The organism is Cupriavidus sp. 96C5-1 (genome assembly GCF_057798855.1).
The window spans coordinates 374,299-387,046 of record NZ_JBYOJU010000003.1 but is presented as its reverse complement, the minus strand read 5'-3'; the positions used below and the strand labels follow the sequence as shown (position 1 = coordinate 387,046).

Annotated in this window: 13 protein-coding genes; 6 read left to right on the top strand and 7 right to left on the bottom strand. The window is 67.4% G+C overall.

All coding sequences use genetic code 11. The annotated features are described in order from the left end of the window. Positions 1–89: 89 nt before the first annotated feature. The 3 genes from AC3FOF_RS06545 to AC3FOF_RS06535 form a co-directional block, all read right to left on the bottom strand. On the bottom strand, positions 90–755 hold the full coding sequence (locus AC3FOF_RS06545) for a site-2 protease family protein (RefSeq protein ID WP_488726089.1): 666 nt from the start codon (positions 753–755) through the stop codon (positions 90–92). A 76-nt stretch (positions 756–831) separates the two neighbouring features. Further along, positions 832–1,455 (bottom strand): L-threonylcarbamoyladenylate synthase, encoded by a 624-nt coding sequence (locus AC3FOF_RS06540; protein ID WP_017231135.1) that lies wholly within the window; start codon positions 1,453–1,455, stop codon positions 832–834. Between the two features lie 141 nt (positions 1,456–1,596). Beyond that, positions 1,597–2,442, bottom strand: coding sequence for a 3',5'-nucleoside bisphosphate phosphatase (locus tag AC3FOF_RS06535; RefSeq protein ID WP_276267358.1), 846 nt, complete (start codon positions 2,440–2,442; stop codon positions 1,597–1,599). A 207-nt stretch (positions 2,443–2,649) separates the two neighbouring features. Between AC3FOF_RS06535 and AC3FOF_RS06530 the strand changes: the two genes are divergently transcribed. Then, positions 2,650–3,777, top strand: a complete 1,128-nt coding sequence (locus tag AC3FOF_RS06530) for an NAD(P)/FAD-dependent oxidoreductase (RefSeq protein WP_488726088.1) — start codon at positions 2,650–2,652, stop codon at positions 3,775–3,777. Positions 3,778–3,815: 38 nt separating this feature from the next. Here AC3FOF_RS06530 and AC3FOF_RS06525 read toward each other — a convergent pair whose 3' ends face one another. Further along, entirely contained in the window at positions 3,816–4,709 is an 894-nt protein-coding gene (locus tag AC3FOF_RS06525) for an alpha/beta fold hydrolase (protein ID WP_017226132.1), read from the bottom strand. 162 nt (positions 4,710–4,871) lie between these two features. Between AC3FOF_RS06525 and AC3FOF_RS06520 the strand changes: the two genes are divergently transcribed. Both AC3FOF_RS06520 and AC3FOF_RS06515 read left to right on the top strand, forming a co-directional pair. Beyond that, entirely contained in the window at positions 4,872–6,605 is a 1,734-nt protein-coding gene (locus tag AC3FOF_RS06520) for an acetate--CoA ligase (RefSeq protein ID WP_488726087.1), read from the top strand. 600 nt (positions 6,606–7,205) lie between these two features. Further along, complete coding sequence (locus AC3FOF_RS06515; RefSeq protein WP_488726086.1) at positions 7,206–7,571, top strand: hypothetical protein; 366 nt, start codon at positions 7,206–7,208, stop codon at positions 7,569–7,571. A gap of 1 nt (position 7,572) precedes the next feature. Here AC3FOF_RS06515 and AC3FOF_RS06510 read toward each other — a convergent pair whose 3' ends face one another. Then, positions 7,573–8,490, bottom strand: coding sequence for a ferritin-like domain-containing protein (locus AC3FOF_RS06510; RefSeq protein WP_430869698.1), 918 nt, complete (start codon positions 8,488–8,490; stop codon positions 7,573–7,575). Positions 8,491–8,622: 132 nt separating this feature from the next. On the opposite strand from AC3FOF_RS06510, the gene AC3FOF_RS06505 reads away from it, so the two are divergent. The 3 genes from AC3FOF_RS06505 (at position 8,623) to AC3FOF_RS06495 (ending at position 10,763) form a co-directional block, all read left to right on the top strand. Next, a complete protein-coding gene (locus AC3FOF_RS06505; RefSeq protein WP_017230018.1) occupies positions 8,623–9,147 on the top strand; it encodes a gamma carbonic anhydrase family protein in 525 nt (174 codons plus the stop codon). A 39-nt stretch (positions 9,148–9,186) separates the two neighbouring features. Continuing rightward, positions 9,187–10,215 (top strand): Hsp33 family molecular chaperone HslO, encoded by a 1,029-nt coding sequence (gene hslO, locus AC3FOF_RS06500; protein WP_488726085.1) that lies wholly within the window; start codon positions 9,187–9,189, stop codon positions 10,213–10,215. 86 nt (positions 10,216–10,301) lie between these two features. After that, positions 10,302–10,763 carry a hypothetical protein gene (locus AC3FOF_RS06495; RefSeq protein ID WP_488726084.1) on the top strand — a complete coding sequence of 154 codons (462 nt, stop codon included), beginning with the start codon at positions 10,302–10,304 and terminating at the stop codon, positions 10,761–10,763. Positions 10,764–10,996: 233 nt separating this feature from the next. Here AC3FOF_RS06495 and ftsB read toward each other — a convergent pair whose 3' ends face one another. Then, positions 10,997–11,338: a cell division protein FtsB gene (gene ftsB, locus AC3FOF_RS06490; protein ID WP_017225194.1), complete on the bottom strand. Its 342-nt coding sequence runs from the start codon at positions 11,336–11,338 to the stop codon at positions 10,997–10,999. An 81-nt stretch (positions 11,339–11,419) separates the two neighbouring features. Further along, the gene (eno, locus tag AC3FOF_RS06485; RefSeq protein WP_017225195.1) at positions 11,420–12,709 is read right to left on the bottom strand and encodes a phosphopyruvate hydratase; all 1,290 of its coding nucleotides are present in this window, start codon (positions 12,707–12,709) and stop codon (positions 11,420–11,422) included. Between the last annotated feature and the right edge of the window lie 39 nt (positions 12,710–12,748).

Genomic DNA, 12,748 nt, shown 5'->3' with positions numbered 1-12,748 from the left:
ATTTATGGGAAGCGATACGTGGTACTTGGCACTCGTATTCGTGGTTCGGTCTTCGGCATCGCTGCAGGCGCGGCGGCCGGGGCTGCTGCTTACCGCACCAGCAGCAGGATGGGCTGCAGCATCAATTGCAGCAGGCTGCTCAATGCCGCCATCACCGGCTGCATCCACACCTTGGTGATCACGCCGGCGGCTACCAGCGCCAGCACCACGAAGATGCCATAGGGCTCGATACGCGAGACCGCAAACGCGATCCGCCGCGGCAACAGCGCGGTCAGCACACGGCCGCCGTCGAGCGGCGGCACGGGGAACAGGTTGAAGGCGGCCATCACCAGGTTGACCAGCACGCCGGCGCGCGCCATCTGGCTGAAAAACGGCTCCTGCACCTGGCCCAGCACCAGGCCGATCGCCATCAGGGCCCACAGGAAGGCCTGCAGCACATTGCTGCCGGGGCCCGCCAGCGCCACCCACATGCCATGCCAGCGCGGGTTGCGCAGGTGGTCGAAGGCGACCGGAACCGGCTTGGCGTAGCCGAACACGAACTGGCCGCTGGTCATGAAATAGAGCAGCAGCGGCACCGCGATGGTACCAATGGGATCGATATGGCGCGCCGGGTTGAGGCTGACGCGGCCCATCGCATAGGCGGTGTTGTCGCCGAACAGCTTGGCCACATAGCCGTGCGCGGCCTCGTGCAGCGTAATGGCGAACAGGACCGGCAAGGCATAGACCGCGAGGGTCTGAATCAGTGAGGAATCCATGGGCGCTATTGTACCGGGGACGCGGAACGCCGCGGATACCGTCGGGCCGGCGCGGCAGGGCGATGGCAGGTGGGCATCAAAGGCCGAAGCGCTCGATGTCGCCCCGCCCCTGCCGCACCAGTTCCGGCTCGCCGCTGGTGAGGTCGATCACGGTAGTGGGCTGCGCCGGCGCGGGCCCACCGCAGATGACCAGATCCAGCAGCTTTTCAAGCCTGGCACGAATCACTTCCGGCTCGTTGAGCGGGGCTTCGTCGCCGGGCAGCTGCAGCGTGGCCGAGATCAGCGGCTCGCCCACCTCGGCCAGCAGCGCCAGCGGGATGGGATGGTCGGGCACGCGCACCCCGATGGTCTTGCGGGCGGGATGCGAGAGCCGGCGCGGCACTTCCTTGGTGGCTTCGAGAATGAAAACGTAGGGGCCTGGCGTGGCGCCCTTGAGCCAGCGGTACTGGCGATTGTCGACCCGTGCGAAGTTGCCGAGCTCGGACAGATCGCTGCACATCAGCGTCAGATGGTGCTTGTCGTCGATGCCGCGCATCCGGCGCAGCCGCTCCACCGCGGCCTTGTCGTCAAGCCGGCAGGCCAGCGCGTAGCTGGAATCGGTCGGCAGGGCAATCAATCCGCCCTGCCCGATGATCTGGGCGGCCTGCTTGGTCAGGCGCGCTTGCGGGTTGAGCGGATGGATTTCGAAATATTGGGACATGGGCAGTCTAGGGGCGAATGGGCGCAACCCGGGCGCAAGCACCGCGCGCAATCCGGGCTGGCTCTGCGAAGGAGAGATGCGAAGGGAGCGCATGGCGGGTTCGGGCCGGTGCGGCGCCAGGCGGCCGATGGCCGCCGCGGCTTACCAGTCATGCCAGACCGGCGTAACGGAGGACGGCAGCGGCGGCAGCGAGCCCAGCTCGACGCGCCCCTCGCCCGGCCCGTGGAAATCCGACCCCCGCGAGCCCAGCAGGCCGTAATGATGCGCGACGTCGACGTAGCGGCGGTACTGGTCCGGCGTGTGGCTGCCGGTCACCACCTCGACCGCGGCCCCGCCGAGCTGCTTGAACTCGTCGAACAGCGCATCGTGCTGGACCTGGGTGTAGTTGTAGCGCCCCGGGTGGGCCATCACCGGAATCCCGCCGGCGGCGCGGATCCAGCCTATGGCGTCGGACAGCCTGGCCCAGCGGTGACCGACGTAGCCCGGACGGCCCTCGCCGAGATACTCGCCGAACACGTCGCCGATGGTCTTGCAGCGCCCCTGATCCACCAGCCAGCGCGCGAAATGGGTACGGGAGATCAGGTCGGGATTGCCGACATAGCGCAGCGCGCCCTCATAGGCGCCCTCGATACCGACCGCCGCCAGCGCTTCGCCGATATCCTGCGCCCGCGCGGCCCGGCCGGAACGCGTGGCCGCCAGCCCCTGGACCAGGGCCGGACAGGCGGGATCGATCTGCAGGCCGACGATGTGCACGGTCTGGCCTGCCCACGTCACGGATATTTCCACCCCGGGCACATAGCGCATGCCGAGCGCCTCGGCGGCGGCGCATGCCTCTGCCTGGCCGCCGACCTCGTCGTGGTCGGTCAGCGCCCAGAAAGCCACGCCGCCGGCATGCGCGCGCGCCGCCACGTCGCGCGGCGGCAACATGCCATCGGATACCGTGGAGTGACAATGCAGATCTGCGTTGATTGCGTGTGGGTTTTGCATGCGGCTATTCTACTCTCGCGCCACTTCCGCGTTAATCCCGCGCCAGGGCGCGTTACGTGGGCAGGACCACGCAACGCGCCCCCCCGGACGGGCCGATAGCCCTGCCGCCAACGCTGGCGTAGGCGGGCCGCGCCGGGCCGCGCGGTATAGTTGGGGCCTGACGATCCTCCTGCCTGGCAGCGCGCCGTGCGCGCCGCCTGCCCACCCATGCCGACCCACGCCACCGCCTCCGCCACGCCCGACTCCTGCCATCATGCCGACGGCAGCACACGCCCCCCCGTCATCCGCACCGACGTCCTGATCATCGGCGCCGGCCCGGTAGGCCTGTTCGCCGCCTTCCAGGCGGGCGTGCTGGGGCTCAAATGCGAGCTGATCGACGTGCTGGACCGCGCGGGAGGCCAGTGCACCGAGCTCTATCCGGAAAAGCCGATCTACGACATCCCCGCGGTACCCGGCTGCCTGGCCCAGGACCTGGTCGACCGCCTGCTCGAGCAGTGCGCGCCGTTCGCGTTTCCGATGCACTTCAACGAGCGCGCCAACGGGCTGGCCGAGGTTGCGGCCATGCCGGCCGCGGAGCACACGCCCGGCCATGAACATGCGCACCGCCTGCTGGTCACCACCGACACCGGCAAGCGCTTCGACGTGGCCGCGGTGCTGATCTGCGCCGGCGCCGGTGCCTTTGCCCCGCAACGCGTGGCGCTGCCCGAGGCGGCCGCGCTGGAGGACCGCCACCTGCATTACGCCGTGCGCGACACCGCGCGCTTCGCCGGCAAGCGCGTGGTGGTTGCCGGCGGCGGCGACTCCGCGCTGGACTGGGCGCTGGCGCTGCGCAAGACCGCTGCGCGCGTGACCCTGGTCCACCGCCGGGAAGGCTTCCGCGCGGCCGATGGCACGGTCGCCGAAATGCGCGCCGCGGTGGCCGCCGGCGAGATGGACTTCGTGGTGGGCATGCTGGGCGCGCTCAAGACCGAAGGCGAAACCCTGGCCGGCGTCGATATCCGCACCCGCGACGATACCGTGAGCCTGCCGGCCGATGAGCTGATTGCGCTGTACGGCCTGGTCTCCGAGCCGGGCCCTATCGCCCACTGGGATCTCGACATGCGCGCCGGCCGCATCCTGGTGGACACCAGCACCTACGAAAGCTCCCGGCGCGGCATCTTCGCCGCCGGCGATATCGCGTTCTACACCAACAAGCAGAAACTGATCCTGTCCGGCTTCCACGAGGCCGCGCTGGCGCTGCGCCGCGCCTATCACTACGCCTTCCCGGAAAAAGCGCTGGTGCACGTGCACACCAGCAACAACGCCACGCTCAAGGAAAAGCTGACGCACGCCTGAACGGCGCCCGGGGCCAGCCAGCGCCCTGCGGCGCGGCATCACGCGCAGAACGCCTCGACCAGGCCGGCCACCACCTTCGGCTGGTCGTGATGCAGCATATGGCCGGCGTCGTCGACGATCGCTTCGCGAAAATCGCGGAAGGCCCTGAAGCGCTGCTTGAATTCGTCCAGCGGCTGCTGCCGCGCGATATGGCCGAGCGTAGCCGAGTCGCGCGCTTCCACGTGCAGCACCGGCGCGGTGGCCTCGGCCCAGATCGCCATCACTTCGTCGAGCCGGTACAACACCGGGTTGATCATCTTGTGCGCCGGATCGCCGAGGATTTCCCAGCGGCCTTGCGCATTGCGGCTCGACCAGTGCCCGGCCAGGAACGCGGCGCGGTCGTCGGGCAGGCGCGGATTGGTCTTCTGCAGCCGCGCCGCCACCGCTTCCACGCTGTCGTAGGTCTTCAGCGGCTGATGCTGGCGCAGTTCGTCCAGCCAGCGCGCATACCGGCCAGGCGCCTGCTCGGCACGGGTGGCGGTCATGCCGAACCCTTCGAGATCGACCACGCGGCGCACCCGTCCGGGGCGGACGCCGGCATAGATGCAGGCGACATTGGCGCCCATGCTATGCCCCACCAGGTTCACCGGCTGGTCCGGCTGGTAGTGATCGAGCACGGCTTCGAGGTCGGCCACATAATCGGCGAACCAGTAGGACTCGGTGCCGGGATAGCGGGTGGGCCAGCCGGTCAGGCCGAAGCCGCGCCAGTCCGGCGCGATCACGTGCCAGTCGCGCTCCAGGGCGTCCACCATGAACTGGAACGATGCCGCCACATCCATCCAGCCATGCAGCAGGAACAATCTGGGCGCGCCGGCCTCGCCCCAGTGGCGTACGTGCATCTTGAGGCCGCGCAACGTGATAAATTCCGAGCGCGAGGTTTCTCTGATTGTCATGGTGTCTCCCCGGGGTGCCTTTTTGCTTTTCGTGGCGGACGCCTTCTCCCGCGGCAACGGGGAAGCCCAAAAATAGAACGATCGTTCGTTTGCGAGGATTATAGCGGCAAGCCAGCCCGGCACGCATCCCCGCCAAGCGCAGCGCAATCCAGGAGACCCAGCATGGCCGCACCCGTCCTGCCCGCAAGCCGGCGCGACGACTACCTCGCGCTCTACGACAGTTTTCAGTGGCACATCCCCGAACACTTCAACCTGGCGCAGGCATGCTGCGGCCGCTGGGCGCGCGACCCCGCCAGCGCCAACCGGGTAGCGGTCCACACCGAACACGAGGACGGACGCCGCGCCAGCTACAGCTACGCCCATATCCAGGCTGAAGCGGACCGCCTGTCTCGGGCCTTGCGCGCGCTGGGCGTGGCGCGCGGCGACCGCGTCGGCATCGTCATGCCCCAGCGCATCGAGACGGTCATTGCCCATATGGCGATCTACCAGCTCGGCGCCATCGCCATGCCCTTGTCGATGCTGTTCGGGCCCGAAGCGCTGGCCTACCGTTTCCAGCATAGCGAAGCCTGCGTGGCGATTGCCGACGAGAGCGCGATCGACAATGTGCTGGCTGCGCGCGGGGAATGCCCTGCCCTGGCCACGGTGATCGGTGTCGGTGCGGCGGTCGGACGCGCCGAGCATGACTGGGACGCCATGCTGGCCGCCGAACTGCCGGCGTTCACCGCCGTGCGGACCAAGGCCGACGAGGCCGCGGTGCTGATCTACACCAGCGGCACCACGGGGCCGCCCAAGGGCGCCCTGCTCCCGCACCGCGCGCTGATCGGCAACCTGCCCGGCTTCGTCTGCTCGCAGAACTGGTTCCCGCAGGCGGACGACGTGTTCTGGAGCCCGGCCGACTGGGCCTGGACCGGCGGGCTGTGGGATGCCCTGATGCCCGCGCTGTATTTTGGCAAACCCATCGTGGGCTACCAGGGCCGCTTCTCGGCGCAGGTCGCCTTCGCACTGCTGGAGCGCTATCGTGTCACCAATACCTTCCTGTTCCCTACTGCGCTCAAGCAGATGATGAAGGCCTGCCCCGCGCCGCGCGAGCGCTACCAGTTGCATCTGCGGGCACTGATGAGCGCGGGCGAAGCGGTCGGGGAAACGGTGTTCGACTGGTGCCGCGAAGCGCTCGGCGTGGTCGTCAATGAAATGTTCGGCCAGACCGAGATCAACTACATCGTGGGCAACTGCGCCGCGCAGAACGACGACGGCCGGCTCGGCTGGCCGGCGCGCCCGGGTTCGATGGGCCGCCCCTATCCCGGTCACCGCCTGGCGGTGATCGACGAGGAAGGCAACCCTTGCGCACCGGGCGAGGATGGCGAGATCGCCGTCTGCGGCACTGACCGCCATGGCCACCCGGACCCGGTGTTCTTCCTCGGCTACTGGCGCAACGAGCAAGCCACCGCAGGCAAGTACGTGGAACGCGACGGCCTGCGCTGGTGCCGCACCGGCGACCTGGCGCGCGTCGACCATGACGGCTACCTGTGGTACCAGGGCCGCGCGGACGATGTCTTCAAGTCGTCGGGTTATCGCATCGGCCCGAGCGAGATCGAGAGTTGCCTGCTCAGGCATCCCGCGGTATCGAACTGCGCCGTAGTGCCGTCACCGGATCCGGAGCGCGGCGCCGTGATCAAGGCCTTCATCGTGCTGGTGCCATCCGTCGCGCGCTCGGCCCAGGCCGACGCGGCGCTGGTCGCCGAACTGCAGCAGCACGTGCGCGGCCAGCTCGCGCCTTATGAGTATCCCAAAGCCATCGAGTTCATCGAGCAGTTGCCGATGACCACCACCGGCAAGATCCAGCGGCGCGTGCTGCGCGAGATGGAAGCCACCCGCGGCGCGGCGGCACGCCGGTAGCATTTGCCGGCACCCACGGGTGCCTGTCCGGCGCTGGCAGCCTGTTTCATCGGGCCCGGCGGCCCGCGCCGGATGGGCCTGCCGCGCCGGCGCCGTTCCTCCCGCATATATCCCAACACCGCCCGCCCGGCTGAGGCGGGCCCACGCCGACCGCAGGAGCCATTCCGGCCCTGCCGCACCCCCGTCCCCCGGGGGTCAAGTATTCGCCAGACCAGACGTTAAAGAGAGCATGCGAAGCGCATCGCGCACCGCTGCCCCATTCGGAAATCAGGATAACGCACTGGTCACGGGAATTACCCATGCGGGTCTTCTACTTCAGCCTCGGTATTCCAGAGGAATTTATAAGAATATTCCTAAATATAAGGCATCGCACCGGCGATCGCCTGGCCGCCATATATAGGAATATTCTTAATCCTCACCCTCGGAAATCCGAATTATTTCCGCATTTCTTGCACGACGACCTAGCACAATATACTAAAAATAGGTGCAAGAAAATTCTGCTTATCTCGATTGTTTTTCCTAATCCGAAAAATAAAATTCCTAAAGAGCGCAGGGAAATTTCTCAATGCGCTCCAACTCACTGACCTACAGGGGATTACGATGAGCACGCATTCACGCACCGGTCACTCCACCCCCAACAAGCTCGCACGCGGCGTGCGGCTGGCACTGGCGAGTGCCTTGCTATCTCTATCGGCACCGGGGTGGGCCGCGGGCGGTGTCATCGTTTTCCACGGCGCCATCGTCGTACCAACCTGTGCAACGCAGGCCGGCACCGGCGGCACGGCCTCGCTAAGCTGCCCGCCCAACGGCACCAATCCCGCGGAATTCGCCGCGCTACCGCTGCTGCCCGGCCGCACGGCGATGCTGAAGAGCGCGCGCGCGTCGGTTCAGACGGTACGACTCGTCAACAGCGCCAATCCCGGCAGCAGCCAGCAGGGCTACATCATCGTTGCCGAATACTACTGACCTACTGACCGGCCTGCGCGTCCAGCCACGCCAGCTCGTCCTCGGCGAAACCCGCCGCCCGCCGCGCCGCCAGGTTGAATGGCGGGCGCAGGCGCGGCGCCTGGTAGCGCTCAGCCAGTTCGGCGTAGGTAGCGACGGGGTCCAGGCCGCGCGCAGCGCATAGCCAGCGGTACCAGTGGTTGCCGATGGCGACGTGGCCGACCTCGTCGCGCAGGATGACGTCGATAATGGCGGCGGCCTCGTGATCGCCTGCGGCGGCGAGCTTGGCCCGCACCGGCGGCGAGGCGTCCAGCCCGCGCGCCTCGAGCGTGCGCGGCACCAGCGCCATGCGCGCCAGCACGTCGCCGGCGGTCTTGTCGGCCATTTCCCAAAGGCTGTTGTGGGCAGGAAAGTCGCCATAGCGCGCGCCCAGCGTGGCCAGGTGCTGCGCCAGCAGCGTGAAATGCAGCGCCTCTTCGTCGGCTACGCGCAACCAGTCAAGATAGAACGCCACCGGCATCCCGGCGAAACGCCAGATCGCATCCAGCGCGAGGTTGATGGCATTGAATTCGATATGCGCGAGCGCATGGATCAGCGCGCAACGGCCCGCAGGCGTATGGATGGAGCGGCGCCGCTCCACCCGCTGCGGCGGCACCAGCTCAGGCAGCAGCGGCCGGCCGGGCAGCGGCAGTCCGGCGTGCAGGGACTCTTCGATACCAATGCCAATGGCCTGCGCCGCCATGGCATCGGCCGCCTGCCGCATCCTGCGCGTGGCGGCGGCCTTCTCCCCGGCATCGTTCACGCACAGGATGGCAAGCGCCTGGCGGCGCAGGGTTGGCGCTGCCAGCCCTGGCGCGGCGCCATGTGTATCAAGCGGCATACCGCCGGGATCGGAATCGGGAGCGCCCACGGGCGCGGCATCGGGTAGGTTTGCTGGCATAAGCGGCGTAAAATCCGGGTTGCCGCCATTGTAGGGGCGCGGCAGGCAGCGCAGACGGCGCCGCCCCGCCACCTCCCTTTAAAGCCCGGCGGCAAACCCCATATACGCATACGAACTTGTGCAGGAGACCTCATGGCGCTTTACCAGCTCGGCGATATCGCCCCAACCATCGATCCGGATGCCTACGTGGCGCCGGAAGCGACCATCATCGGCAACGTGACGCTCAAGGCACGTGCCAGCGCATGGCCGGGCGTGGTGATCCGGGGTGACAACGAACCGATCGTGGTAGGCGAGTCCAGCAATGTGCAGGAAGGCACCGTGCTCCATACCGATCCGGGCTGCCCGCTGACCATTGGCGACAAGGTATCGATCGGCCACCAGGCCATGCTGCACGGCTGCACCGTCGGCGAAGGCTCGCTGATCGGCATCCAGGCGGTGATCCTCAACCGGGCCGTGATCGGCAAGGAATGCCTGGTAGGCGCCGGCGCCGTGGTCACGGAAGGCAAGGTGTTCCCGGACCGCTCGCTGATCCTGGGCGCCCCTGCCAAGGTGGTACGCGAGCTGACCGAGCAGGACGTGGCCAACCTGTACCGCAACGCCGAGACCTACGCCACGCGCCAGGCCATGTACAAGACGCAACTCAAACGCATCGACTGAGGCGCAGCGACGCCTGCGCCGATTTACCGACGGATTATCGTGACTGACACCACCACCCCCGACACCCTGCAGAAGTTCCTGTTCGACGCGGCCCCCGTGCGCGGCGAACTGGTGCGCATGCAAGCCACCTGGCAGGAAGTGCTGCGCCGCAATCATTACCCCGCGCCGGTGCGCCGGCTGCTGGGCGAGATGATGTCGGCCGCCGCGCTGCTTTCCGCCAACCTGAAGTTCAATGGCGCCCTGGTGATGCAAGTGCACGGCGACGGCCCGGTGCGCATGCTGGTGGTCGAGTGCCTGTCCGACCTGTCGATGCGGGCCACCGCCAAGCTGGCCGAAGGCGTCGCATTCGCCGACAACGCCACCCTGGCGGATCTTGTCAACGTCAATGGCCATGGCCGCTTCGCCATCACGCTGGACCCGCAGGACAAGCTGCCGGGTCAGCAGCCGTACCAGAGCATCGTGCCGCTGGCCGACGCGCATGGCCCGATGGCATCCATGACCGCCGTGCTTGAACACTATATGCAGGCCTCCGAGCAGCTCGACACGCGGTTGTGGCTGGCCGCCGACGACCAGGTCGCCGCCGGGATGCTGCTGCAGAAGCTGCCCTCCTACGGCGGCACGCTCGAAGGCCATGCCGGCCGCGCCCCCGCGGAAGTCGGTGAAACCGGCGCCCCGCTGGCCGGCAGCGGCCGCGCACAGGACCTCGACACCTGGGACCGCGCCTGCCAGCTTGGCGCCACGCTGAAGGACGAGGAACTGCTGGCGGAGACGCCCGATACGTTGCTGCGCCGCCTGTTCTGGGAGGACCTGGAAGCCACCGGCCTGCGCGTGTTCGAGCCGCTCACTCCGCACTTCAACTGCTCGTGCTCGCGCACCAAGGTGGGCGCCATGCTGCAGAACCTGGGCCGCGTGGAAATCGAGGACATCCTGGTGGAGCGCGGCGAAGTGGAGATCCAGTGCGATTTCTGCGGCCAGCAATACCACTTCGATCCGGTCGATTGCGCGCAGCTGTTCGCGCCGGCCCCGGTGGCTACCGGCGCGGGCGACGGCGCCAGCCAGCAGCACTGAACGGCGGCGGCGCAGCCGCCGGCGGAACCTTTGCGCCACCCGTCGCGGTCCAAGTGTCAGCCACACAACAGAGTCAGGGGATCATCATGTCCGCTTCGCCCTCGAACCTGCTTCCGGCCGATGCGCGGGCACGGCTGGCGCAAGTCCCCGCCCGCGCAAGAGGCCTGCTCGGCGCCCTGCTGCTCGGCGCCCTGCTGCTCGGCGCCCTGCTGGCCGGCGCAGGCTGTGCGCAGCTGCCGCGCGATATCAACGGCTCGCCGCCAACGGCGCGCCTGGCGCCCGCCGGCGTGCCTCCCGCCCCCATCACGCCCGAGGAAAGCCGGAAGATCGACGCTCTCAACCGCCAGGTATTGCGCGACCAGGACGCCGCCATTGCCCGCCAGCAGCAAGCCGAGGCCTTCGCGCGGGCCGTGCCCTATGCCTATCCCTACCCCGGCCCCACCTGGAATGTGTATTACGGCGGCTGGGGACGCGGGCGCTGGGGTGGTGGAATCGGCGTAGGCAGCCCGGGGTACTGGGGCTGGGGTGGGTACCCCTACTGGTGGTGAGCCGGTAACCCGCTGATGCGCTGATCCGGCAGTGCGATGCGCCGGGCGCAATGGCCAGGCGGCCAGCCACCCCTGGCACACGCAAAGAGCCGGCCATGCCCGCGGACGCACGGCATCCGTCCCGCCAGGGGACAGCGGAGATGGACGGATCCTACGACGGAAAATAGAGACTGAACCGCGACGCCGCGTCGCCATGCCGGGAGGATGGCTTCGCTTTCACGCACGGGCGGCGGTCAGCGGTGACCGGTAACGGCCGGGGAATTCGGCGGGGGCGGCAGCGGCGGCGTGGCGCTGACCTTGGGAGCGGGCGCGACAAACTGCACGAACACCTCGCTATCCTTGACCATGCCCAGCTCGTAGCGGGCACGCTCCTCGATGGCACCGGTGCCGTCCTGCAGGTCCTTCACTTCCCCTTCCAGCTTGGCGTTGCGCAACTTGAGCGCCTGGTTGCGCGCGGTCTGTTCCTGCACCTGCTTGTCGAGATCCCATACGCGCAGCCAGCCGCCCTTGCCCAGCCAAAGCGGATACTGGATGGCCAGCAACAACACGAACAGCAGCAGCGAGATGAGGCGCATGGGAATTCTGGCGCTTAAGCGAAAAAAGAAGAGGTGTCAGCGGCTGCCGGGCCTTGACCGAGGCAGCCGCACGACACGAGCTTAGCGCAGATTGTAGAACGCGCTCTTGCCCGGGTAGCTGGCGATATCACCGAGATCTTCCTCGATGCGCAGCAGCTGGTTGTACTTCGAGATGCGGTCCGAGCGCGATAGCGAGCCGGTCTTGATCTGGCCGGCGTTGGTACCCACCGCGATGTCGGCGATGGTGCTGTCTTCGGTTTCGCCCGAACGGTGCGAGATCACGGCGGTGTAGCCGGCGCGCTTGGCCATTTCGATGGCGGCAAACGTTTCGGTCAGGGTGCCGATCTGGTTGATCTTGATCAGGATCGAATTGCCGATGCCGCGCTCGATGCCTTCCTTCAGGATCTTGGTGTTGGTGACGAACAGGTCGTCGCCCACCAGCTGCACGCGCTTGCCCAGCTTGTCGGTCAGCACCTTCCAGCCGTCCCAGTCGCCTTCCGCCATGGCGTCCTCGATCGACACGATCGGGAACTTGTCGCACAGGTTGGCCAGGTAGTCCGCGAATTGCGTCGCGGTCAGCTTCAGGCCTTCGCCTTCGAGCTGATACTGGCCTTCGCCTTCGTGGTAGAACTCGCTGGCAGCGCAGTCCAGCGCCAGCAGCACGTCTTCGCCGGCACGGTAGCCGGCCTTCTCGATGGCTTGCACGATGGTGTTCAGGCACTCTTCGTTCGAAGCGAAGTTCGGCGCGAAGCCGCCTTCATCGCCGACCGCCGTGGACATGCCCTTGTCGGCCAGGATCTTCTTGAGCGCGTGGAACACTTCGGCGCCGCAACGCAGGGCTTCGCGGAAGCTCGTCTGCGACACCGGCATGATCATGAATTCCTGGATGTCCAGGCTGTTGTTGGCGTGCGCGCCACCGTTGACGATGTTCATCATCGGCACCGGCATCTGCATCGCGCCCGAACCGCCGAAGTAGCGGTACAGCGGCAGGCCGGCTTCTTCGGCGGCGGCCTTGGCCACGGCCATCGACACGGCCAGCATGGCGTTGGCGCCAAGGCGGCCCTTGTTATCGGTGCCGTCGAGGTCGATCAGGGTGCGGTCCAGGAACGCCTGCTCCGAGGCGTCCAGGCCCATGATGGCTTCCGAGATCTCGGTGTTGATATGCTCGACCGCCTTCAGCACGCCCTTGCCAAGATAGCGCGACTTGTCGCCGTCGCGCAGCTCGATGGCTTCGCGCGAACCGGTGGACGCGCCCGACGGCACAGCCGCACGGCCCATCACGCCGGATTCGAGCAGGACGTCGCACTCGACCGTCGGGTTACCGCGCGAGTCGAGAACTTCGCGACCGATGATATCTACGATTGCACTCATGGATTCCTCTTGGATCTTGGACTGTTGATGCTTGGTAAT

Bases quoted from the DNA above. Each gene is read 5' to 3' on its own strand.
- AC3FOF_RS06545 (WP_488726089.1), bottom strand. From the start codon at position 755: ATGGATTCCTCACTGATTCAGACCCTCGCGGTCTATGCCTTGCCGGTC.
- AC3FOF_RS06540 (WP_017231135.1), bottom strand. From the start codon at position 1,455: ATGTCCCAATATTTCGAAATCCATCCGCTCAACCCGCAAGCGCGCCTG.
- AC3FOF_RS06535 (WP_276267358.1), bottom strand. From the start codon at position 2,442: ATGCAAAACCCACACGCAATCAACGCAGATCTGCATTGTCACTCCACG.
- AC3FOF_RS06530 (WP_488726088.1), top strand. From the start codon at position 2,650: ATGCCGACCCACGCCACCGCCTCCGCCACGCCCGACTCCTGCCATCAT.
- AC3FOF_RS06525 (WP_017226132.1), bottom strand. From the start codon at position 4,709: ATGACAATCAGAGAAACCTCGCGCTCGGAATTTATCACGTTGCGCGGC.
- AC3FOF_RS06520 (WP_488726087.1), top strand. From the start codon at position 4,872: ATGGCCGCACCCGTCCTGCCCGCAAGCCGGCGCGACGACTACCTCGCG.
- AC3FOF_RS06515 (WP_488726086.1), top strand. From the start codon at position 7,206: ATGAGCACGCATTCACGCACCGGTCACTCCACCCCCAACAAGCTCGCA.
- AC3FOF_RS06510 (WP_430869698.1), bottom strand. From the start codon at position 8,490: ATGCCAGCAAACCTACCCGATGCCGCGCCCGTGGGCGCTCCCGATTCC.
- AC3FOF_RS06505 (WP_017230018.1), top strand. From the start codon at position 8,623: ATGGCGCTTTACCAGCTCGGCGATATCGCCCCAACCATCGATCCGGAT.
- AC3FOF_RS06495 (WP_488726084.1), top strand. From the start codon at position 10,302: ATGTCCGCTTCGCCCTCGAACCTGCTTCCGGCCGATGCGCGGGCACGG.
- ftsB (WP_017225194.1), bottom strand. From the start codon at position 11,338: ATGCGCCTCATCTCGCTGCTGCTGTTCGTGTTGTTGCTGGCCATCCAG.
- eno (WP_017225195.1), bottom strand. From the start codon at position 12,709: ATGAGTGCAATCGTAGATATCATCGGTCGCGAAGTTCTCGACTCGCGC.